The organism is Geomicrobium sp. JSM 1781026 (genome assembly GCF_041949955.1).
In the GTDB taxonomy this organism is placed as follows: domain Bacteria; phylum Bacillota; class Bacilli; order Bacillales; family Marinococcaceae; genus Geomicrobium_A.
In genome coordinates this window covers 137,639-158,253 of the sequence record NZ_JBHFQF010000008.1, presented here as the reverse complement: position 1 = coordinate 158,253, position 20,615 = coordinate 137,639, and the positions used below count along the sequence as shown (strand labels likewise).

At 42.6% G+C, this 20,615-nt stretch carries 24 protein-coding genes and 4 tRNA genes; 19 read left to right on the top strand and 9 right to left on the bottom strand.

All coding sequences use genetic code 11. The features are described 5' to 3' along the window. The first annotated feature begins 802 nt into the window (after positions 1–802). The 10 genes from ACE1TF_RS15290 (at position 803) to glmS (ending at position 8,708) form a co-directional block, all read left to right on the top strand. Positions 803–877 (top strand) — tRNA-Glu (locus tag ACE1TF_RS15290). A gap of 72 nt (positions 878–949) precedes the next feature. Further along, a tRNA-Tyr gene (locus ACE1TF_RS15285) sits at positions 950–1,034 on the top strand. Between the two features lie 8 nt (positions 1,035–1,042). After that, positions 1,043–1,117 (top strand) — tRNA-Gly (locus ACE1TF_RS15280). A gap of 47 nt (positions 1,118–1,164) precedes the next feature. Next, positions 1,165–1,238 (top strand) — tRNA-Gly (locus ACE1TF_RS15275). A gap of 256 nt (positions 1,239–1,494) precedes the next feature. Then, positions 1,495–2,058, top strand: a complete 564-nt coding sequence (sigW, locus tag ACE1TF_RS15270) for an RNA polymerase sigma factor SigW (protein WP_042401767.1) — start codon at positions 1,495–1,497, stop codon at positions 2,056–2,058. Between the two features lie 17 nt (positions 2,059–2,075). Beyond that, a complete protein-coding gene (locus ACE1TF_RS15265) occupies positions 2,076–2,699 on the top strand; it encodes an anti-sigma factor family protein (protein ID WP_375018029.1) in 624 nt (207 codons plus the stop codon). A 396-nt stretch (positions 2,700–3,095) separates the two neighbouring features. Further along, complete coding sequence (cdaA, locus tag ACE1TF_RS15260; RefSeq protein ID WP_042401772.1) at positions 3,096–3,917, top strand: diadenylate cyclase CdaA; 822 nt, start codon at positions 3,096–3,098, stop codon at positions 3,915–3,917. Beyond that, entirely contained in the window at positions 3,910–5,148 is a 1,239-nt protein-coding gene (locus tag ACE1TF_RS15255; protein ID WP_042401774.1) for a CdaR family protein, read from the top strand. The genes cdaA and ACE1TF_RS15255 overlap by 8 nt, the downstream gene beginning before the upstream one ends. 44 nt (positions 5,149–5,192) lie before the next feature. Then, positions 5,193–6,539 (top strand): phosphoglucosamine mutase, encoded by a 1,347-nt coding sequence (glmM, locus tag ACE1TF_RS15250; RefSeq protein WP_042401776.1) that lies wholly within the window; start codon positions 5,193–5,195, stop codon positions 6,537–6,539. Positions 6,540–6,905: 366 nt separating this feature from the next. Next, on the top strand, positions 6,906–8,708 hold the full coding sequence (gene glmS, locus ACE1TF_RS15245) for a glutamine--fructose-6-phosphate transaminase (isomerizing) (RefSeq protein ID WP_375018026.1): 1,803 nt from the start codon (positions 6,906–6,908) through the stop codon (positions 8,706–8,708). 131 nt (positions 8,709–8,839) lie between these two features. Here the strand turns inward: glmS and ACE1TF_RS15240 are convergent, their stop codons facing one another. Further along, positions 8,840–9,139 carry a hypothetical protein gene (locus tag ACE1TF_RS15240; RefSeq protein WP_375018024.1) on the bottom strand — a complete coding sequence of 100 codons (300 nt, stop codon included), beginning with the start codon at positions 9,137–9,139 and terminating at the stop codon, positions 8,840–8,842. Positions 9,140–9,601: 462 nt separating this feature from the next. Between ACE1TF_RS15240 and ACE1TF_RS15235 the strand changes: the two genes are divergently transcribed. Further along, entirely contained in the window at positions 9,602–9,877 is a 276-nt protein-coding gene (locus ACE1TF_RS15235; RefSeq protein ID WP_375018022.1) for a hypothetical protein, read from the top strand. 136 nt (positions 9,878–10,013) lie between these two features. On the opposite strand, the gene ACE1TF_RS15230 is transcribed toward ACE1TF_RS15235, so the two are convergent. The 3 genes from ACE1TF_RS15230 to ACE1TF_RS15220 form a co-directional block, all read right to left on the bottom strand. Further along, positions 10,014–10,172: a hypothetical protein gene (locus tag ACE1TF_RS15230; RefSeq protein WP_193744098.1), complete on the bottom strand. Its 159-nt coding sequence runs from the start codon at positions 10,170–10,172 to the stop codon at positions 10,014–10,016. A 2-nt stretch (positions 10,173–10,174) separates the two neighbouring features. After that, positions 10,175–11,269, bottom strand: coding sequence for a tetratricopeptide repeat protein (locus ACE1TF_RS15225; protein WP_375018020.1), 1,095 nt, complete (start codon positions 11,267–11,269; stop codon positions 10,175–10,177). Between the two features lie 267 nt (positions 11,270–11,536). After that, positions 11,537–11,848 carry a hypothetical protein gene (locus tag ACE1TF_RS15220; protein ID WP_375018018.1) on the bottom strand — a complete coding sequence of 104 codons (312 nt, stop codon included), beginning with the start codon at positions 11,846–11,848 and terminating at the stop codon, positions 11,537–11,539. 215 nt (positions 11,849–12,063) lie between these two features. Between ACE1TF_RS15220 and ACE1TF_RS15215 the strand changes: the two genes are divergently transcribed. The 3 genes from ACE1TF_RS15215 to ACE1TF_RS15205 all read left to right on the top strand — a co-directional run bounded on the left by ACE1TF_RS15215 (position 12,064) and on the right by ACE1TF_RS15205 (position 13,512). Then, positions 12,064–12,534 carry an immunoglobulin domain-containing protein gene (locus tag ACE1TF_RS15215; protein WP_375018016.1) on the top strand — a complete coding sequence of 157 codons (471 nt, stop codon included), beginning with the start codon at positions 12,064–12,066 and terminating at the stop codon, positions 12,532–12,534. 113 nt (positions 12,535–12,647) lie between these two features. Continuing rightward, a complete protein-coding gene (locus ACE1TF_RS15210) occupies positions 12,648–13,208 on the top strand; it encodes an RNA polymerase sigma factor (protein ID WP_375018014.1) in 561 nt (186 codons plus the stop codon). Beyond that, complete coding sequence (locus ACE1TF_RS15205) at positions 13,198–13,512, top strand: hypothetical protein (RefSeq protein ID WP_375018012.1); 315 nt, start codon at positions 13,198–13,200, stop codon at positions 13,510–13,512. The genes ACE1TF_RS15210 and ACE1TF_RS15205 overlap by 11 nt, the downstream gene beginning before the upstream one ends. A gap of 62 nt (positions 13,513–13,574) precedes the next feature. Here ACE1TF_RS15205 and ACE1TF_RS15200 read toward each other — a convergent pair whose 3' ends face one another. Both ACE1TF_RS15200 and ACE1TF_RS15195 read right to left on the bottom strand, forming a co-directional pair. Next, the gene (locus ACE1TF_RS15200; RefSeq protein WP_375018010.1) at positions 13,575–13,811 is read right to left on the bottom strand and encodes a hypothetical protein; all 237 of its coding nucleotides are present in this window, start codon (positions 13,809–13,811) and stop codon (positions 13,575–13,577) included. Positions 13,812–14,076: 265 nt separating this feature from the next. Then, positions 14,077–14,466: a nucleoside 2-deoxyribosyltransferase gene (locus tag ACE1TF_RS15195; RefSeq protein ID WP_375018008.1), complete on the bottom strand. Its 390-nt coding sequence runs from the start codon at positions 14,464–14,466 to the stop codon at positions 14,077–14,079. 237 nt (positions 14,467–14,703) lie between these two features. On the opposite strand from ACE1TF_RS15195, the gene ACE1TF_RS15190 reads away from it, so the two are divergent. Then, on the top strand, positions 14,704–15,798 hold the full coding sequence (locus tag ACE1TF_RS15190; RefSeq protein ID WP_375018006.1) for a tetratricopeptide repeat protein: 1,095 nt from the start codon (positions 14,704–14,706) through the stop codon (positions 15,796–15,798). 1 nt (position 15,799) lies between these two features. Further along, on the top strand, positions 15,800–15,928 hold the full coding sequence (locus ACE1TF_RS15185; RefSeq protein WP_255343595.1) for a hypothetical protein: 129 nt from the start codon (positions 15,800–15,802) through the stop codon (positions 15,926–15,928). Positions 15,929–16,819: 891 nt separating this feature from the next. Here the strand turns inward: ACE1TF_RS15185 and ACE1TF_RS15180 are convergent. After that, positions 16,820–17,704: a LysR family transcriptional regulator gene (locus ACE1TF_RS15180; RefSeq protein ID WP_375018004.1), complete on the bottom strand. Its 885-nt coding sequence runs from the start codon at positions 17,702–17,704 to the stop codon at positions 16,820–16,822. A 112-nt stretch (positions 17,705–17,816) separates the two neighbouring features. Between ACE1TF_RS15180 and ACE1TF_RS15175 the strand changes: the two genes are divergently transcribed. Continuing rightward, entirely contained in the window at positions 17,817–18,383 is a 567-nt protein-coding gene (locus ACE1TF_RS15175; protein ID WP_375018002.1) for a flavodoxin family protein, read from the top strand. Positions 18,384–18,471: 88 nt separating this feature from the next. Beyond that, a complete protein-coding gene (locus ACE1TF_RS15170) occupies positions 18,472–18,714 on the top strand; it encodes a hypothetical protein (RefSeq protein ID WP_375018001.1) in 243 nt (80 codons plus the stop codon). Between the two features lie 36 nt (positions 18,715–18,750). On the opposite strand, the gene ACE1TF_RS15165 is transcribed toward ACE1TF_RS15170, so the two are convergent. Together ACE1TF_RS15165 and ACE1TF_RS15160 are read right to left on the bottom strand one after the other, a co-directional pair. Next, positions 18,751–19,569, bottom strand: coding sequence for an SDR family oxidoreductase (locus ACE1TF_RS15165; RefSeq protein WP_375017999.1), 819 nt, complete (start codon positions 19,567–19,569; stop codon positions 18,751–18,753). Continuing rightward, on the bottom strand, positions 19,562–20,104 hold the full coding sequence (locus ACE1TF_RS15160; RefSeq protein ID WP_375017997.1) for a PadR family transcriptional regulator: 543 nt from the start codon (positions 20,102–20,104) through the stop codon (positions 19,562–19,564). The genes ACE1TF_RS15165 and ACE1TF_RS15160 overlap by 8 nt, the downstream gene beginning before the upstream one ends. Before the next feature lie 155 nt (positions 20,105–20,259). On the opposite strand from ACE1TF_RS15160, the gene ACE1TF_RS15155 reads away from it, so the two are divergent. After that, positions 20,260–20,544 (top strand): hypothetical protein, encoded by a 285-nt coding sequence (locus ACE1TF_RS15155; RefSeq protein ID WP_375017995.1) that lies wholly within the window; start codon positions 20,260–20,262, stop codon positions 20,542–20,544. The last annotated feature ends 71 nt before the right edge of the window (positions 20,545–20,615 follow it).

Genomic DNA, 20,615 nt, shown 5'->3' with positions numbered 1-20,615 from the left:
CCCGGTAATCTGTTACCGAGTTCGCTCATTCTGTTCCCTAGTTTATGAGAATAGACGGCTTCCCCCGCGATTTTCCTCAACTTGAGAACAGTTCGGTTGCAACTCGAGCACAGTTTCCATTTTCCAATTTTACCATTGGTTCTTAATGAAGTTCTTTCGTTCAACTTATATAGGTCGATTTAGAACACCGCAGTCAAGCTGATGCTCGCTAGTCTATGAACGTTCGTTTCTAAGGACGTCAACGCTGTTTATTCATATAAACCTCTGGAGTTCGCAACTATCGGCCCCACCGGCGCCGAAGATACACCGACCGGACGCTGGAGTGACTCATGAAGATATCTCACTAGTCTTTATGGCAGAAAAGAGTCGCAGAATTTTTATGCCGAGAGAATGGTAAGGAGGTTTGATGAGTTACAATTTCAAGCACTAGTGAATTTCTTGAGTGCAGTTTATATAGAAATCGCACTACAGAATAATGATATGCTCACGCCAAATGGAACCCTTCACATAATTCGGCTCAGCTAGCTCATGCTAGCTATTGTATTTTTCGATGACAAACGGGGGTGTCTCTGTCGTCCTTGTATAAATATCTACCTCAAACACCAAGCACTGTACGCGCGGTAAATCGAAAGTTCAATCTCTATCTAGTCACAAAAAAACTTGTCTCCTCAAGCATTTAGCTGCGAAATCAATGATTTATTTTGCTCCTAAACAAATGTATAAATTTTTTTTGAGAAAAACTATTGCATTTTCGTTGTGGAGATCATATAATATATTTTGTCAGCAAGAGACGTAAGCGTCCGGCCCGTTGGTCAAGGGGTTAAGACACCGCCCTTTCACGGCGGTAACGCGGGTTCGAATCCCGCACGGGTCACCAATAATTATCTATAGCAATATAAAGGCTCCAGCAAACGATTTTGCTGGTTTTATCATTTACTTATACTCTTATGGAGGGGTAGCGAAGTGGCTAAACGCGGCGGACTGTAAATCCGCTCCCTCAGGGTTCGGCGGTTCGAATCCGTCCCCCTCCACCATTTCACATGCGGGAGTAGTTCAGTGGTAGAACACCACCTTGCCAAGGTGGGGGTCGCGGGTTCGAATCCCGTCTCCCGCTCCATTGCTTAACGAATCGTTTTGTGATAACATAGTAAATGTTCCCAATTTGCGGGTGTAGTTTAGTGGTAAAACCTCAGCCTTCCAAGCTGATGATGTGGGTTCGATTCCCATCACCCGCTCCATACATATGAACTCAAGAGAGTAGAACAACCTTGTTCCGCTCTCTTTTTTATGTTTTACTAACCGAAAAGGTCTCTCCCTTTTTAAAAAATTATTAAGATGATACCCACCCTTTGATCCCGTGGTACACTAAGAAGGTTGCGAACTATTTTGTGAATAGTGAAGACCTCTTTACTATTTATACAATCAAAAAAATAAATGAAACCTATACATAGACAGGGACGTAATCATACAGAACGGACGTAAGGCGGGATAGGGATGGACGATTGGTTAAAGCAATGCATAAAGGAAGTGAAGGCCGGAGACCCAGAGGCTTTTGCTCAAATTGTTGAAGCGTATAAAGATAAAGTATATCAAATAGCCTATCGCATGGTCGGCAACGCCCAAGAAGCACAGGATGTTGCACAGGAAGCCTTTATCCGTGCCTACACGAACATCGACCGGTACGATACCAATCGGAAGTTTTCGACGTGGCTGTTTCGAATTGCTACCAATTTAAGTATCGACAAGCTCCGAAAGAAAAAGCCGGACTACTCGCTAGATGCTGAGGTGAGCGGGACGGAAGGATTGGATGGGTACTCGCAATTGGCGGCAACAGACGCCCTTCCAGATGAGCAAGTCGTGACCCTTGAATGGCAAGCGTCGATTCAAGAAGAAATCAATGCACTTCCTCCTAAATATCGCGCTGCGATTATTCTTAAGTATATGGAAGACCTCTCCTTGCAGGAAATGAGTGAAATTCTTGATCTTCCTGTAGGTACGATAAAAACCCACGTTCATCGTGGACGAGAGGCACTAAGGAAGCGATTGAAAAAATGGTAGTAAGGGGGAAAGGCAACATGAGCTGCAGCAGTGAGCGTATTCAGCGATATTTCGATGGTGACTTAACCCGGGATGAGCGAATGCAACTGTATGAGCATTTGCGTGAATGCGGAGATTGCAAATCCCATTATGATGAAGTGAAGAAATCAATTGCGCTCGTACAGAGCGCTTCACATATTACCGCGCCTTGTAGGTTTACAGAAAGCGTGATGGATGCATTGCCGAAACGAAAGAAACGCTCTGTTGCTTGGAAGCGCTGGTCAAGAAACCACCCGATGCTCGTGGCGGCTTCTGTATTCCTTGTGCTCATGTCCTCGATGGTATGGGTAAACTGGTCCGGCATGAGTGGAGATGACGTCATGGTCCGAGGAGCGACTGGCGACGTGCATGTGAATTATGAAACGAACACCGTCATTATTCCTGAAGGCGAAACCGTTGCAGGAGACTTAACGGTTACGAATGGGAATGTTGACGTACAAGGTGAAGTAGATGGTGATCTCACCGTCATTAATGGTGAACAATATATGGCATCTGCTGGCAATGTTGCGGGCAATGTCGAAGAGATTAATGAAATTCTTTCGTGGATTTGGTACGAGACGAAATCGCTTTTCTCAGGCTTGACGACTGGGGACGATTCGTAAGCATGGAGTGATGCGTTCGTGCATCACTCCCCATTGAGCGGGAAGAATGTACAAAAATGCATCCGGGTACGAATTGTGCCGGGTCGCTTTTTTGTGTTTCCTTCTAAATCCTCCAAAAAACGAAATGCGTTAATTTCTCACGATTCTTCCGCTAAAATTCCGTAGTTTTAGGCGGTTTTTATTGGAAAATCGTGTAACGAGGGATTACGATTGTCGTAGGAATAAGTGTAGTGGAACTCGTTTCTACAATCAGGAGGGATAGGAGAAACTTGCCAGAGATATACTGAAGATGGGGCGGCGCATTGGAAATGATAACATCGGGTTTCAGCTATGTTATAATGGTTGCGTGCTAACCTCTCGAGGTTTCTCGTTTATATCCTAATGGGAGGAAGATCAATGTTTGGTGAGGATTTCGAACTTTTAACGTGGATACGCAGAATTGTTGATATTTTGCTCGTTACGTTTGTTGTCTATAAATTAATTTCGATTGTACGTGGTACAAGAGCGGTACAATTACTAAAAGGAATTACGGTTATTCTAGCTGCCGGTTTTCTGAGTAACTTCTTCGGTTTACATACGATGTCATTTATTATGAACTTGGTGATTACGTATGGAGTCCTCGCCATTATTATTATCTTCCAACCTGAAATGCGAAGAGCATTGGAGCAACTAGGAAGAGGGCGTTTATTCGGACGAGGCCCAACACCAGAAGAGCAGAATTCCGTTAACACGATTGAAGCATTAATGAAGTCATTGAAATACATGGCGAAGCGTAGAATTGGCGCCTTGATTTCCATTGAAAATGAAACGGGAATGAACGACTATATTGAAACGGGTGTGCCAGTGAAAGCTCAAATTTCTACAGAGCTCGTCACCAATATCTTCATGCCTAACGCCCCGCTTCATGACGGTGCGGTGATTATTAAGAACAACATATTGGAAGCAGCGGCTTGTTATTTGCCTCTTTCTGAGAACCCGTTTATTTCAAAAGAACTTGGCACAAGACACCGGGCTGCGATTGGTGTGAGTGAAGTAACCGATGCAATTACAATAACGGTTTCTGAAGAAACAGGAGCAATTTCTGTAACGAAAAACGGAGAATTGCACCGGGATTTGGACGATGATACGATAAGGAAAATGTTGGAAAATCAACTTCTAAAAAATACGAAGTCATCGAATGCATCATTCTGGCAATGGGGAGGGCGAAAAGATGGATAGGCTCTTCAATAATCACTGGTTTTTAAAGTTTGTTTCTTTGCTTATTGCAACGATGCTCTTTCTATTCGTCAACCTTGAAGATGTTGGAAATCCAGGTACGACGCCAGTTATGAGTACCGAGCAGATCTCCCTCAGCGAAGCAGAGCTCCAAGTGTATTACGACAATGAGCAGTATGCGATTGCGGAGATTGATGATGACATTGACGTAAGGGTGTCAGGAACACAAAGTGCGCTGACGCTATTCCAAGTAACCAACCCTTCCTATGAGATTTATGTTGATTTGGAAGGGTATGCAGAAGGGGTTCACACAGTAGATGTAGAGACGGCGAACTTCCCGAGTGGGTTGACGGTCAGCGTCGAACCGAATACGGTGCGAGTCGTACTTGAAGAACGGCAGTCGGTCACGCTTCCGGTGGAAGTGGAATTAATGAATGAAGATCAAATAGCAGAAGGACATACTGTTGGTGAGCCAGAAGTTACGCCAGGAGAAGTTGAAGTCAATGCAGGCGCCTCTGTTCTGGACAACATTAGTTCACTGCAAGCGTTCATTGATGTTGCGGGTGCCGAAGAGACGATTACGCAAACGGTTGATGTCATTGTGTATGGTCCATATGGTGAACAGTTGGATACGAATGTGGCACCAGAGACAGTAGAAGTTGAAGTTCCGATCATACGTCCTTCCGCTGAAGTGGCGCTTGACTATGACATCGAGGGAGACTTGCCGGAAGGACTCGAACTCATTGACATGAGCATCGATACAGAAACGGCGACGATTTATGGCCCAATCGACCAAATCGAAGATATTGAATCCATCTTTTTAGGAACGCTTGATTTGTCGGGTGTGACCGAAAGTGAAGTCCGGGAAGTCGAAGTGCCCGTTCCAGATGGTGTAGAGCACGTTCGGCCGGAAGTGGTCACACTTGAAATTGAAGTGACAGATGCTGAAGATGTGATGAGTATAGAAATGCCACTTGACTTCGATAACCTGCCTGCGGGATTCGATGCGGCAATACCCGCAGGAGAAGCTGAAACATATACAGTCAACGTACATGGGGATGAAGAGGAATTACAGGAGTTTAGTGAAGAGAACTTACGCCTGTATATCGATTTTGAGGATGAACAATTGGAAACTGGGGAAACGCGTAAACCTATTCAAATCGAGGGTCCAAATGACTTTGATTACTCGGTAGAGATCGATGATGTGCCTGTTGAGATAACAGAAAGCGATTAGTTGAATAGTTTATAACAGGGTAAGCATGAAGGAGAGATATTGAAATGGGTAAGTATTTTGGCACAGATGGTGTAAGAGGTGTAGCAAACACAGAGTTAACCCCGGAGTTAGCGTTCCGCTTAGGGCGTGCCGGTGGGTATGTGTTGGCCAAAGATGACAAGCAGCCGAAAGTGCTAATTGGGAGAGACACGAGAATTTCTGGAACAATGCTTGAAGGCGCATTAGTCTCAGGGCTGCTCTCGATTGGTGCAGAAGTTATGAAGCTTGGTGTCATCACTACACCGGGTGTTGCCTTTCTTACGAAAGCTGTGAATGCGGAGGCAGGGATTATGATTTCCGCATCACACAACCCAGTAGAAGACAACGGCATTAAATTCTTCGGCAGTGATGGATTTAAGTTGTCACGAGAGCAAGAGGAAGAAATCGAAGCCCTTGTTGATCAAGAAGACACGCTCCCACGTCCGACAGGCACCGGTCTAGGAAGTGTAAGTAGCTACTACGAAGGTGTCCAGAAGTACGTTCAATATTTAAAACAAACGAGTGATGAAGAGTTTACAGGCATCCACATTGCCCTCGATTGCGCACACGGTGCAGCTGCTTCTGTCGCACCGAGGATGTTTGCAGACTTAGACGCAGACATTTCCACCATCGGTAATAGTCCAGATGGAACGAACATTAATGACGGCGTGGGTTCTACCCACCCTGAAAAGCTCGTACAACTCGTGCGTGAGAAAGAAGCCGACATTGGGCTTGCCTTTGATGGAGATGCGGATCGCCTCATTGCTGTTGATGAAAATGGACAGCTCGTAGATGGCGATAAGATCCTTTATATTTGCGGGAAGTACTTGAAAGAAGAAGCGATGCTTGCCCACAATACCATTGTAACGACGGTCATGAGTAACCTTGGGTTATACAAAGCGTTAGACCAAGCAGGTATTCAGTCAACGCAAACAGCCGTTGGTGATAAATATGTGATGGAAAGAATGCGTGAAGGTGGATACAGCCTTGGTGGTGAGCAATCTGGGCACATTATTTTCCTCGATCACACAACAACGGGCGATGGCATGTTAACCGCTGTGCAACTTGTGAATATCATGAAAGTGAAAGGCAAGAAACTTTCTGAGCTCGCTGCAGAAGTTCAAACCTTTCCACAGAGATTAGAGAACATTCGTGTCGTTGATAAACACGCAGTTCAAGACAACGATGCTGTGAAAGAAATCATTGCAGCTGTCGAGACGCAAATGAATGGGAATGGCAGAGTTCTCGTTCGTCCGTCTGGGACTGAACCACTCGTTCGTGTGATGGTCGAAGCAGAAAGTGACGCACTATGCGTACAATATGTAAACGAGATTTCAGCAGTCATTCAAGAGCAGCTCGGAAATCAGTCATAACACTAACTGTGGGGCTGATTTCTACTCAGCCCTTTTTTGATTGACGCTCGTCTCAAACGTGTAGTACGATTGCCATGTTATTCAAACATAGAAAGGAGCATCGGGGTCATACAAAAAAGATTCATAAGCGCCCGGACTGTTTTGGACGAAGATAAAACAGTTGACGAGGAGGAGGTTTATCGAACATCGGCGGATACCTCCCGGTTGTATGTCACGACCGCAAGCGTGTACTGAAAACGAAGAGGCGACTTTTCGTACAAAGAACACACATTGGCACATGTGAATTTAAATAAACGGAGCGGGGACGTGTGACAACTGTCCCCAGTGAACAGCATTGTCCTCGTCCCCATAATGGAGGAATCATTTATGTGTGGAATCGTAGGCTATGTAGGATCACAAGCGGTGAAAGATATTTTATTAAAAGGGTTGGAAAAGCTTGAGTATCGCGGATATGACTCTGCAGGGCTCGCAATCGTAGACGAGCACGTAGAAGTTGTGAAAGAAAAGGGACGCATCGCGACCCTTCGTGAAAAAGCAGACATTCAAGACCCGAAAGGCACAATTGGTGTCGGTCATACACGTTGGGCGACGCACGGTGTACCCAACATTACGAATGCGCACCCTCACCAAAGTACAACGGAGCGCTATACACTCGTACACAATGGTGTGATTGAGAACTTTGAAGAGCTCAAAGCTGAGTATCTTCAAGGTGTGAATCTTGTCAGTGACACAGACACAGAAGTCATTGTACAGATTATCGAAACGTTTGCGGCAACAGGCTTACGTACAGAAGAAGCGTTCCGAAAAACGCTTGCTTTGTTGGAAGGATCTTACGCTATTGCCCTTCTTGATGAAGAGGACCATGACACGATTTATGTCGGTAAGAACAAGAGCCCGTTGCTCGTTGGTCTTAGCGACGAAGCCAACGTTGTCGCCTCTGACTCAATGGCGATGCTTCATGTGACGAAAACGTTTGTTGAACTGATCGATGAAGAAATGGTCATCTTAAATCGTGATGGAGTCCAAATCAAAAAGCTGGACGGTACGCCGGTTGAGCGCGAATCATTCGAAGCAGAATTGGATGAGAGCGACACGGAGAAAGGGACGTATGCACACTTCATGCTCAAAGAGATCGATGAGCAGCCATTCGTCATCCGAAACATCATCCAGCAGTACCAAGATGAAGACAATGAGATTAAACTGTCCAAAGATATTCGTTCAGCTGTAACTGAAGCGGACCGTATTTATATTATTGCTGCGGGCACGAGTTATCACGCTGGCCTTGTCGGTAAAGAATTGCTTGAGAATGTTGCGGGTATTCCCGTTGAAGTGCATATCGCAAGCGAATTTCTATACAACCAGCCACTCTTGTCAAAACAACCGCTGTTCATCTTCATTTCTCAAAGTGGAGAAACGGCAGACAGCCGCGGCGTGCTCGTAAACGTCAAACGAGCGGGACATCCGTCAGTAACGATCACCAATGTTCCTGGCTCAACACTTGACCGTGAAGCTGATCACGCCTTGTACACGTATGCCGGTCCAGAAATTGCCGTCGCTTCAACGAAAGCATACACGGCGCAAATGGCGGTATTATCGATCTTGGCGATGGATGCTGCCCAAGCAGCGGGGATTGACAGTGACTTTGATGCGATCCATGAATTGAGCATCGTTGCCAATGCCATGGAGACACTCACCGATTCCAAAGACGACATGGAGCAGATCGCCCGCGACTTCTTGCTAGAGACGCGCAATGCTTTCTTTATCGGAAGAGGGTTTGACTATCACGTCGTTCAAGAAGGCGCACTAAAGCTTAAAGAAATCTCATATATCCAAGCCGAAGGCTTTGCCGGTGGCGAATTAAAGCACGGCACGATCGCGCTCATCGAAGAAGGAACACCGGTCATCGCACTGGCTACTCAAGAGAGCGTCAACCTGAACATTCGCGGCAACCTCCAAGAAGTCGTTGCCCGCGGCGCCAACCCGTGCGTCGTCAGCATGGAAGGCACGCACCGCCCAGATGACCAAGTCGTTGTACCGAACGTGCACAACTACTTGACACCGCTCGTATCCGTCATCCCGCTCCAACTCATTTCTTACTACGCAGCCCTTCACCGCGGCTGTGACGTAGATAAACCACGTAACCTCGCTAAGAGCGTTACCGTAGAATAAAGTAGTGAGCCGTCCGCTTTGCGGGCGGTTTTTTTCATTAATAATTATAGATCACGCAAGTCAGTCCCCGTCATTCGGGCTTTCCGCATTTCGGTTTGTGAGCTGAGCGGCTTGGGGGTAGGGTGCAATCATCAATTCCCAGTGAACTCAATTCTCTCAACGCCAAATTGCTGCGGCGGTAAAGAATCATTTCTGCCGACAAACTCGTCATAGTAAACGGTAATATCATCACCTACTTCAATTTCTTCATGCATCTCAGGTGGAACGGAGAAGATAATGGTATTTTCGTCTTCATTCCCTTCATTTTCTTGTTCAACATAAACCCACTTAAAATTATTGTTTGCGGACGTTATTTCCGTTACATTACCAGAGAAAATGGATAAGTCATCGTCGTTACACGCGACTAAAAAAATTATTAGGATTAATGGCAACAGTTTACGTATTGGAAACCTCCCTTTTCAGTGCGGGTTAGTTGGTGACCCAATCAAGATACTTAAAGAACTCGAGGTGTTAAAAAGGCCAGCTTAAATTGGTAAGAAGACATACTGTTTGTTAGAAACCAATACCCATTCACATCCATCGATAAAACAACGGATTAACTTCAATGGTATTAAGCATTTAACTCGCTTTGCAGAGCGTAACGAGAAAGTTTGCAAAGAGGGAGGGCTTTAAAAAATCATGAATAACTTAATGGGATCTATATTTAGCATAGTTCAATTTTGTGAAGGGGATGATTGACTATTTTGAATCTTTTCTGGGAGTAAAACCGTAGTTAGAGAGAAGCTTAGCACACGGAATGATGCAAAAAGACTTCAAAAACGAGCATCTTCAATTGCGCAAAGGGGGGCAGTTTTATGAGTGCCATCGCATATATACTAGGAGTATTTTTGATAATGATAGGATTTTTAATTGGTGTAAAGAAGAAGTTACACTTGCTCTCATTCATTTGGGTTGGCTTTTCAGAAGATCTAGTCACGAGCTCTAGAGACCGAGTAGCAAAAACAATTGGACCCATGCTCATCGTTGTTGGCGTTGTTCTATTGCTAGGACCACTGTTGGAAGGGTTGATAGGAGAAACGTGGACGGCGATCGTGAGTGTTGTTATTATTGTAGGATCACTCATAGCTACTGGGGTCATGGTTTTCAAAATGGAGAGTGGCGATAACTGAGGTTTCTATTTGCATTAGCTAGTCCTTGTCGTGAATGTAACGGGCCATCCGAAAAAAGAAGATGAATACATTTAAAGATATTGTTGCAAAAAAAGAGGAAACAATCTTAGAACAGATGCTTCCTCTTTCCTGGTTTTTAATCTTCGCCATCAGCTTTATCATCCGGAGTTGCATCGTTTACCGATATAGAGTTCGTGCTTACCCCGTCTTCTAACGACCCGTCCATCGATGAGAATCCCGACAACATACTTATCGCAAGCACTAATACGAATAATGATGAACTAATTTTTTTCATGATTAGCTACCCCCTATATGGTTTAATTTTCTTGCAAATTCCATGGATTGTCGTAAATATACTAGCGCTTTGCTCGTCTGATTAAATTGTGACTCAAGTATTTCAGAGACAGACTCACAAGCTTCATGAGCTTCAAAATACAATTCACGTTCAACCATCATATCTATTCCTTGATCAATCGTTTCGTAGCACACCCCCATTTTATGGAATAATCCTTCAAGAATGATAAGTTTTGCTTGTTGTTCGACAAGATGAAATCGATTAAGGGAGCTTTTTAGTGCGGATAACTTAGTAAGACCAAGCTCGATCTCTCCTAATCGTATATGAATGACAGCTAAATTAAAATTCGATTTTATTTGGAGAGTCGTGTTATTACTCATATCATCAAGAGAGGATATTATGACTTGCTTCGCATGGTGGTAATGCTTATAACGCATTAGGTGTAGTCCATATGTGCGCTTTACGATCCCTGTTGTGTTGGTGATCCCCTTTGAGGTTTCCATTGCCTTTAAAAACATCCGCTCTGCATCTTCTATCTGACTTAACTCTGAATAGATTGCTGCAATGTAGTTTTGACAGTTTGCAAGTTTATAACGTAATGGCGGTTCTAATTCATAGATGAAAGCTGCCGACTCGAAGTAACTAAAGGCAGCAATGTTTTGATGAAGTCGATAATAGATTTGCCCGAACCGATAGTAGAAGTTGGCCTGTTCAATGGAGTCAAGATCAATAAGTGCTGTTTCTGCCTCACGGTAGCAGTCCAAAGCGGTCATATAATTATTATTGTTAAAATGTATGATTCCTTGGTTTGAGAAGAACAGGTACTTGTGAAAATCATTAAAAAACATTTCTCCGACAGCATCAACCAAGTATTCTTTTTGCCGGATAGGATGATTTCGCAAAGTACCGATCACTAATTGGTGGCGAAATTCAACAAGGCTGTAGATCGACTCAAAGGCTTCTGGTAATGGTTCGTTCTGTAATTTAGAACGAATGCTAGAGCGGTATTGTTCCGCTTGATCAATGTCTAACAATCCGACAAACTTAAACCACATTTTCATTTTATCTAGCAACGCAATTTGTGAGTTTTGATTCATGGCTTCACCTACATATAAGACGTAAAGGTCTAGTGCTTTTCTAGTGTATATGATAAGCGATTTACATTTATATTCCTACAATAATTGCAATTTCTAACGATTTTTCTCTCTGTATAGCTAAAATTAGACAAATATTGACAAGGTATATATTTGAAGTTGAATGAGGAACTAGAATTTCTATCGGGAGGGAATAAAATTTTCGCTTTGTAAAGACAAAGAGCCCTAGCAAAAATTGGCTAGGGATCGATTAGGCCAAACTATTCTCATTTAATCAGTAACTTCACGATAAATCACTTCCTCTGCTTCTTCCAGTGCGGTTACTTTGACAGGCTCTTCAGTTACCGTGTCGTACCCAAATGAATTTACCTGTACACTGTCCGCATTTGTTGATTCTGAAAAACGATTCTGATGGGTTTGGATCTCTTCTGATGTCGCTTCTTCAATCGGTACGACTTCCACTTCAGTAGCCTCAACTTCATTGGAAATTTCAGCGGGGTCGGTGGCTTTATCATCTGTTGAGATTCCAAGTAGGAGTGCACTACTGATGATCGTTGTTGGGTAAAGAAGCCATTTTGACATAATCTAATCCTCCTAGATATTTTTTAAAAGCCCTCAAATGTTTAGACGCAGGCTTAGATCATTTGTTGTGTTTATTTTTAAAAAAATATTTTCTAAAAATTCATATTTGAAAAATAAATAAGAATATGGTAGATTTTAGTTAGAGTCCTACTTAAATATTGGGAAGGAGGTATTAACTGGTAGGGCTTGAAAATAAAATAAGGGAGGTTGTCATATTGACATTCGTAAAGAGGTGTATAATTACAGGGTCATTTGCTCTAGCGCTATTGTTTGTTTTAAACATGGGGTTCTCGAATAATGTTAATGCAATGTACGACAGTGAAAATCCAAGTAGTGTTAAACTAACTCAAGAGGAATTAGAAGAATTAGTTATATTGGATGACGATCAAATATTACCAGATGATGTATTAAATATTAGCCAGAATATCCAATCAGGCCAACGCGTTGTTTTTTCTACCGTTGCTAGTAAAATAGAGGGAAGCACAATAAATTGGAATTTGACATGGACTGGAGTTAACGATGCTAGAATTGGTGCGGTTGGTAGTGACGGCACTTTTTACTATCTCACTGATTCTGGGGGGTCGAGTACAAGAACAATGAATATAACACAAACACAGGACTACCAATTTGCTATACAGAACTTAGATAATGTTAATGTAGTTTTTAGTGGATGGAGAGATATGTAAGCAGCATAAATGTCGACCAAGTCAATTACTATTGACTTGGTTTTTGATTTTTGAAACAAAATGCAATAATAAATGCAATTAAGCGTCTAAACCAAAGAGGGAGGGTAGCTACGATGTATGAGGATGATATTCTTGTAGAGCAAGCTTTGGGCGGGGATGATGGGGCAGTTGAGCAACTATATTTTAAGTATGTGGACTCGGTTTTTCGCTATGCTTATGTTCATCTCGGAGATTACCACGATGCAGAAGAGTTAACGCAAACGGTTTTTTGGAAATCAATGCAGGGTTTACATAAATTTAAGAGGCAATCTTCTTTTAAAACGTGGTTATTCTCAATCGCCTACCGTGCAATCATAGACCAATCCAGGAAACAGAAACGTCAACGTTTTCTAAAAAAAAGGTTAGAGGACTTAGAACTTAGGATGCCACAACGGGCGTCTGTTGACCGACAAGTTACAGCAAAGGAAAGTTACGATGAAACGATCTCGTTGTTACAGCAGTTACCTGAACAATACCGCATGGTACTATTCCTTCGTTTTGTGGAGGAGAACTCTCTAGAGTCAACAGCAGAAGTGATGAAGCGTTCATACAAATCGGTTCAGGCGCTCCAGTATCGGGCGCAGAAGAAATTGATGGATCTCGCACGTAAGGAGGCAGAGCAGGATGAAGGATGAGCAGCGACCTACAGATTGGAAGTCCTTTAAATCAAAGCTGACAGCTAGGAAGCCGTCAATGAAAGAAGAAGCGCGAATGAAAGGCTTGGCTTATGCACACGAAGCAGTGAAAGAAGCTAGAAAGCAACATCGTCGGCGCACTTTTTTGAAAAAGATCTTTATTCCTATACCAGCAGTCGTTGTGCTACTGTTCATGATTGCGCCCATCACGATCTGGTCACCAGGGGATGAGGAAGGGCCTTCAGGAAATGAACAAGAGGAAGAGAAGATTCATATGAACCCAGAAGAAGATGAGGTAGAGTAAATAGTCGCATACTCCACCTATGTAGATTGATTGCGTTGGCAAGATGATATTTAAATAAACGGCTATGATTGTAGGTTAATCTTTCTTTGCGCATGTCCTTTTAAGGCGAAGGACAATGCTAAGCAGCTGATACCCAAAGCTGCGGACGATTGAGCGTCGATCGTTCGTTTCCCGATTTGAAATACATTCATAAATGCAATGACTACGGTGATTGAGCCAAAGGCAATGGCTAACCATTTAAATCGTTGTGCGAGTGATCGGAGCTTTTTTCGGGTCGATGTTGACTCACTCCTTTTCATCATAAAGCCTCTTATGTCATATTTACCTTAATGGTAGTAGTGAGCAGTGGGATTACTCTTAGCATTCCAAGATACTTAATCAAGAAAGAATACGATATTGCCAAGAACGAATGCTACCGTTTTTCTAAGGATAGAACATCATGCGAGTCACCCACATGTTCGGAAGTGTTAAATTGAACATTTATACAATAGTACTCAAGCTTTTAGTCATTCTCCGTGACCACGTGTTAACGATTTGTCTGTAAGATTAACATAAATCAGTATATTATGTCACCTCTCCTCGATACGGGATGGTTCGTAATTGTTTGAAAGAATACATTTGTAGTTCTTTGAAGGAGCGAAGGTAAGCGTGCAGGCTTTCGGTAATCATGATATTGACGGGTTCAGAAATAGTATGGAGGATGATGATCGGTTTTTCGTGTGAATAGGCATACCCAATTTCCCACATCGTGCCAGGGTCTTGCTCATCATAAATGGCGACGACGGCGTCAGCGTATCGTATCGCTACTCGGTCGTCATCGAAGGTGACGCTGCGCCATTCCAGTGACCCGAATTCAAATTGTTCATTCTGATGCTCTCGTGGGACTAAACAGCCGAAGTCCTTTCCAACGCAAAATGTCCTCGGTAATTTCAACTTTCTGCAATTGCTGTTCATTAAAGAAACCCGAAGCTAAATAAATGTATGTAGACATAATCCCCTCCATAATAGCTGGCACTGTATATTGTATATGTTCAAGATTAGTTTTTATTTCTGAATAAGGAGTGAAGAAAAAATATATTTATCTATAAATTTAGAATATAAAGTGCAATTTTGATCTGTATAGTGTAGAGTAGATAATGGGGAATATTTCTTAGTATTCAGTTATTCAATTGGTTGAAAGGGTGTTGGTTTTTGTCTAAAGAATTAGAGAATAAGTTGGTAACACTTATTGGGGAGTGGTTAAATTTACTGTCTGATTATGAATTGGAGCAGGCTAAAGAATTGCAAGCCCAGATCACTGAATTAATGCGATTCAATACGATATCAAAACAAGTAACTTCATACTATGATTTAGTAAACTTTAAACATCAAATGCTTGCAAATCAGATTCTACACCGGCTAGATGGCCAAATATCAGCTCAGGTAGTTGATGTTGAAGAAACAGACAACACACTAAATTACCTTTATAACTATATGGAGGGACTGCTGGCAACAAATACAGAAAGATACATAGAAGCTTTGTCATATTACCGAGAAGCCGAAAAGTATCTCGTTTACGTAAGTATAAATGAGCAAGCAGAATTTTATTTTAGGCAAGCACACGTATATTATCGATTGGATCAAAATTTAACTGCTTTGAGTTATGCTAATCATTCATTTGAAATGATTAAGAACTCACAAAGACATACGAAGCTAAAAATTAATGCTTTGATGTTAAAGTCTGGTGTTTATTCAGAAGCAGGGAACTACGATAGATCGGACAAATACTCGAATCAAGCGATTATGTTAGCTACGCAAGAACCTTACGCAAAATCTCTTGCTATTCGTGGGAAAGCGAACAACTCATATCGCCACGGAAGGCTTGATGAAGCAATCAATCTGTATAGTGAAGCTTTAGACACAGGAGGTCAAAAGAACACAATCATCGGTGTTAAGACACGTTATAATTTAGCAAATACATTGTTAAAAATAGGGGCTTATGATAAAGGGAAGGAACTATTGGAACGTGTAGAAAAAGAACTAGAAGACCATTCTTTAGGTTTAAGAGAATATGTAGCTAGGTGCTCTGTCACACGTGGTCTATATTTAGAAAGAACAGTTGACGAATCATTAATTAATCGAGGTTTTATGATATTAAAAGAGCACCATCTTTTCTTTGAGATGAATGAATTAGCAGAAGACTTATCCAATTACTACAAATTAAATGAGAATTATGAGAAAGCCCTTTCGTACTTGCATATTTCTCAGCAAGCGACTAAAGGAAATTATCTAATAGGAGCTGAATAGTATGACTAAAAAAGTATTTGCTGTGTTGGTTGTTGTCGCTTTGTTTGTTGGAAGTTCTGCTACAACGGATGATACAGTGTTCGCTAAAGAGAACATCGTCTCTCCACAAGACAAAAACGATTTTCTTTAAATGTATGGAGTGCCAACTATTTATGTTTAACAGGTGCAAGACGTCGATCGACGTTTTGCACTTTATAATTAGAGGGCTTGTTTAGGAAGTTAATGATCAATGTATTTGTACCATTTGTTTAGTGTGCATTTCTCAAACACTAAGAGGGTTAGCGATGAACTAAAAATTGGACGGAGTTTACAAAATGCTTCCACGTGGGGAGCGAGCCATTAGTGTATGGTATGTATCCAACTGTCTTGGATGATATAAAGCGAGGGAGCTCAGACGAGTGGATGGACTTTGGAACTTGTTTCACCCATGAATCAAACTCATATTACTTTAATGATTATTTAAAGTTTCCGTCTAAAGACTATCGTATTTACGTCTTTAACAATCAAAGTATAGAAGACCTCATGGATTAGTATGAAAATAGGTAGCAGCTAGACTTGGGGAGAGCACGGAAGGTTTTTTTACTGCGAGCTTACGTTCAATAGAAATTCTGTTGCTACAATCTTGGCAAAGTAGAATGCCACTAAAAGGCTATATTCTCAATCACAATTACGATGCACTTGAATGTATAGGCTATGAACCTATTAAACGTGAACATCTAGAAGAGTATGTAAACAAAAATGATAAAAAAACACCATGATCAATAGACTAAATAACCATTCCATTATTGGATTGTACATATGAAAAAAGTTCTCACTCGCTTGAATTTCTCACATCAAGCTAGCACAGGTGATCATGTCTTTGGGTGATTATGAAAACAGGATACGTTCTTTGGGTACGGGCATATAATCGATCTCTTCATTTTGTTGTGTTATCTAATAAGAATCGTTTTGGACGTTTAGCGTGACATAAAGTAAATAACAAGAGAGCCTTCCATTGCAAAAACTGGAAGGCGGTGGGTAGTTAAATAAATGCCGCTCTCGTCAGATTCATAAAAGCTTGAAGCGGCACGGTGAGGCGTTTATCTTTATGCCATGCTAGATGGGTGTACATCGGGGCGATGGGAGGTGTCCAAGCGAGTGCTTTCATTTCCCCATTGTATAGCTCGCGAGTTACAGCCATTTTAGGTAGAATCGCAATGCCAAGGTCAGCCATCACACATTGTTTGATCGCTTCTATACTAACAAACTCGATTTGATTGTTTGGTTCTATGCCCTGCGGCTGTATGAATTGCTCTAGAATCTCTCGATAAGAGCACCCTTTTTCTGTTAACAGGACGGTGACGTCTCGTAAGTCGTTCGGAAAGATATGCGAATTCTCTGTAAGCGGATGATCTGGTGAGGCAACGAGCACAAGTGTCTCTTCTATAAGTGTCTCCGTGTTCAATTGTGCTGCAGGCTTTGAGCGGTCCATGATGAATGCAATGTCGAGAGCGCCGTTTACAATTTGCTGCCTTGCTCGTTCGTCGGAGTGGGCGGGTTTGAAAATGACTTTGACTTTTGGATAGGCTTTTTTAAACGATTTCAAAATTGGCATAAGTCGGTACGTACATTGACTCTCTTGAGCACCGACAATGATCGTTCCGGACCTCTCATCATCGTGTAAAGCGAGTTTCGCTTCTCGATTTGTCGCGATCATCTGATCTGCGTACCGTTTAAAGGTATGGCCTGAATCGGTGAGGTGGATGCGTTTCCCAAGTCGCTCAAATAGAGGTACGCCAAGCTCTTGTTCTAAACCTTTGATTTGTGCGGTCACATTGGATTGTGAGTATTTCAGTTTCTTCGCAGTTTGCGTCAAGTTCAGGCTTTCGGCCGCTTCTTGAAACGTTGTTAATTGTTTAATATCCATACAACACCTCTAAATCGAAAATAGTAATAGATAACATCATAATTATTCGTTTTTATTAATGGATAGTATACCGTACTATGAAGAAACAACAAAGTTCTTTGGAGGGATTTGGATGAGAATTGCAACGATTTATGGGAGCACACGTCGTATGGGCAATACAGAATTGCTCGTGGAGCGCATGATGAAAGGGATCGATCATCGGAGTGTTTATTTGTCAGACTTGAACATTCAGCCGATTATTGATCAACGGCATGACGAGGGTGGCTTTGATCCTGTGAATGACGATTTCAAGGAAATTGTTGATCTATGCTTAACGAGTGATCTGATTATTTTTGCTACGCCCTTATATTGGTACGGGATGAGCGGTCCGATGAAAAATATGATCGACCGGTTTAGCGGAGCAGTTCGGGATGAGCGGTACGGAGAGGAATTGAAAACAAGTTTGCAAAAGATGGAAACAATCGTCGTCACTGTTGGGGGAGATAACCCTCGGTTAAAAGCATTACCGATGATCGAGCAGTTCAACTTGGCGTTTCAATTTTTAGGTGTACAGTCATTTACTTCATACATCATCGGTCACGCCAGTAAACCCGGCGACATTCATGACGACCGAATGGCAATGGCACAAGCCGACGTGTTGCGTGATCACCTTCAGAATCAAGCAATTGCTCGCGGCTGACCTCAATGCTTAGCATAACAATGGTAACTAGTGCGAGTCGTGATCGTATGCGGGCATAAATCCCCCTATAAATTTGGAGGTGTTTAAATTGGGATACTTAACAGTAATCGGCAGCTTACTATTTGCTAGTGGTTTGATGCTACTCGGCTTCATGCACGTGGCCATAGCTACGTATTCGCCTCATCTTGGGGATTATTCTGAGTCTCGTTTGCTCGCTACGCTATCGCAAATCTCTGGTACTGTTCCTTATTTTCTGAGCATCGTTCTTGCATTCGGGGGAGCTGCATTGCTAGTCATTGCGGTCATTACGAGCAAAGAAAAGGATAAATAAAGTGCTCGTAGCACCTCATCTATCCTGGCTGTCAATTTACCCTTGTTCCTTAAGCATTTTTGCGACGCTCGGGGTTGTTCCGCCGTCGACACGTAAATCTGTTCCAGTAATATATGAAGCTTGATCGCTAACTAGAAAAGTGACGGCTGAGGCAATTTCCTCAGCCTCACCAAAACGTTGCAAAGGCGTCACGTCCAGCATCTTTGCCATCATCGGTTGGCCTTCTGCTTCTTGCTTGCCCATTGGCGTATTAATTGAGCCCGGTGAAACGGATACGATCCGTGCGCCTTTTTTCCCCCAAGCGAGCGCTTGTTCTTCCACAATAAGCAGTACCCCCAACTTCGATAAAGCGTAAGCACTGCCAGAATTATCTTCGGTCATTGGAAGTAGCTGTTCAACCGTATCTTCTGCTAACGGTTGCTTTAGTAACGGAGTGTATGGTCCCTCTTTTGGCGGATTGTGAGCACTCATCGATGAGATACAAACGACCGCAGTTCCTTCTTCTGCAAGTGGGTAAAAGCTGTCCAAAATGATACCTGTGCCAACAAGATTGACGTTAAGCATTTGCCTTGCATCTCCCATTGTCGGAGAGACCCCAGCCGTATGAATGAGTGCCCGTAACTTCCCTAAAGAAGCCGCACGATCTGCCAATGCTTGTACGTCTTGACGATTCGTAATATCAACCGTTTGGTAATGAACATCCGTAATCCCTTTTTCAAGTAAATGCTGTTTCGTTTCTTGCAACCGCGCTTCATTCATATCCGCTAACAAAACCGTGCCAAGTGAACCAACCTGCTCAGCCGTCGCCTTTCCCATACCGCCTGTACCACCTGTAATTACGTAAACATTATTCATTCGGATACCCTCCTGTTTTTAACCAGTGAATTAAGTTTTCTAACCAAGTAATCTTATGTTCATGGTGACTGACGAGATAGCTGTCTAGAAACAAGCGTAACTCTTCAACACTGTCGATTGGGTGATTGCGATATTGTGTAATTTCTTGCCAATCGGTATTTATTTTATCGATTTTCTTCTGGAGAATCGCAATCACTTGATCTGTGTCGACATGGTGGAGATTTGACAGTCCCACAATCATTCCTTGAATGTCTTCGGATCTCTCAAACAAAGAATAAATTTGTTTCGGCAATGAGTGCCTTCCTTGCTCCGTAATTCGAAATAGCTGCTTATCAGGCCGATTTTCTTCCTTCACAACCTCAGTACGTGCAACGAATCCTTTTTTCTCTAATGATTCGAAGTGATAATACAATTTGCTCTCCGTTATTCCGCCAAAACGATCAAGGGGAATCGGCTCGGATAGTTTTTTCTTTAACTCATAAGGATATGTGTCGCTTTCCATTAACTGCCCGAGGATGAAGAGTTGAACAGACATCTGCACACCTCCATAGAAATATAGTACTTTAATTAAAGTACTCATTTTTTAGTATAAAGGGCAAATGCGAGAAAAGCTACTGTCTGATTATTTAGAATTCATTTGAGGTACGTGTAAGTATAAGAACTTCTCAATTGAATGGAGAGGGTGTTCGAATGAGTGCCAAAGAATATGGTGGACACGTACTAAAAGCAGCGGGGGGAATTGCGCTTGGTATCCCGATCGCTTTCGGATTATTTTGGGTGCTTGACATGAACATTGACTTGTTGCAAATCGTAACGGTTGCGGTCACAATTCTCATATTATCGATGATCTTCATTCCGATTGTACCGCCGCGGACGAAAGAACGAGCGATGACAACGAAGCAAAGCACGATTCGGTACGTATTCTTTTTCGCAATTGTCGTTGGTATTGTTATTGGAATTAGCCTTCTCATTTAAGGGTATGGTGACCATCGGTTGGTAGGCGCATGCTTTATGTGGTGGGTTTAGTGTGAAGTGGTATTTTGTTG

Bases quoted from the DNA above. Each gene is read 5' to 3' on its own strand.
- ACE1TF_RS15235 (WP_375018022.1), top strand. From the start codon at position 9,602: ATGATAGGATTTTTAATTGGTGTAAAGAAGAAGTTACACTTGCTCTCA.
- ACE1TF_RS15160 (WP_375017997.1), bottom strand. From the start codon at position 20,104: ATGTCTGTTCAACTCTTCATCCTCGGGCAGTTAATGGAAAGCGACACA.
- glmM (WP_042401776.1), top strand. From the start codon at position 5,193: ATGGGTAAGTATTTTGGCACAGATGGTGTAAGAGGTGTAGCAAACACA.
- ACE1TF_RS15225 (WP_375018020.1), bottom strand. From the start codon at position 11,269: ATGAATCAAAACTCACAAATTGCGTTGCTAGATAAAATGAAAATGTGG.
- ACE1TF_RS15210 (WP_375018014.1), top strand. From the start codon at position 12,648: ATGTATGAGGATGATATTCTTGTAGAGCAAGCTTTGGGCGGGGATGAT.
- cdaA (WP_042401772.1), top strand. From the start codon at position 3,096: ATGTTTGGTGAGGATTTCGAACTTTTAACGTGGATACGCAGAATTGTT.
- ACE1TF_RS15155 (WP_375017995.1), top strand. From the start codon at position 20,260: ATGAGTGCCAAAGAATATGGTGGACACGTACTAAAAGCAGCGGGGGGA.
- ACE1TF_RS15205 (WP_375018012.1), top strand. From the start codon at position 13,198: ATGAAGGATGAGCAGCGACCTACAGATTGGAAGTCCTTTAAATCAAAG.
- glmS (WP_375018026.1), top strand. From the start codon at position 6,906: ATGTGTGGAATCGTAGGCTATGTAGGATCACAAGCGGTGAAAGATATT.
- ACE1TF_RS15165 (WP_375017999.1), bottom strand. From the start codon at position 19,569: ATGAATAATGTTTACGTAATTACAGGTGGTACAGGCGGTATGGGAAAG.
- ACE1TF_RS15195 (WP_375018008.1), bottom strand. From the start codon at position 14,466: ATGAACAGCAATTGCAGAAAGTTGAAATTACCGAGGACATTTTGCGTT.
- ACE1TF_RS15230 (WP_193744098.1), bottom strand. From the start codon at position 10,172: ATGAAAAAAATTAGTTCATCATTATTCGTATTAGTGCTTGCGATAAGT.
- ACE1TF_RS15180 (WP_375018004.1), bottom strand. From the start codon at position 17,704: ATGGATATTAAACAATTAACAACGTTTCAAGAAGCGGCCGAAAGCCTG.
- ACE1TF_RS15255 (WP_042401774.1), top strand. From the start codon at position 3,910: ATGGATAGGCTCTTCAATAATCACTGGTTTTTAAAGTTTGTTTCTTTG.
- ACE1TF_RS15200 (WP_375018010.1), bottom strand. From the start codon at position 13,811: ATGAAAAGGAGTGAGTCAACATCGACCCGAAAAAAGCTCCGATCACTC.
- ACE1TF_RS15175 (WP_375018002.1), top strand. From the start codon at position 17,817: ATGAGAATTGCAACGATTTATGGGAGCACACGTCGTATGGGCAATACA.
- ACE1TF_RS15185 (WP_255343595.1), top strand. From the start codon at position 15,800: ATGACTAAAAAAGTATTTGCTGTGTTGGTTGTTGTCGCTTTGTTTGTT.
- sigW (WP_042401767.1), top strand. From the start codon at position 1,495: ATGGACGATTGGTTAAAGCAATGCATAAAGGAAGTGAAGGCCGGAGAC.
- ACE1TF_RS15265 (WP_375018029.1), top strand. From the start codon at position 2,076: ATGAGCTGCAGCAGTGAGCGTATTCAGCGATATTTCGATGGTGACTTA.
- ACE1TF_RS15220 (WP_375018018.1), bottom strand. From the start codon at position 11,848: ATGTCAAAATGGCTTCTTTACCCAACAACGATCATCAGTAGTGCACTC.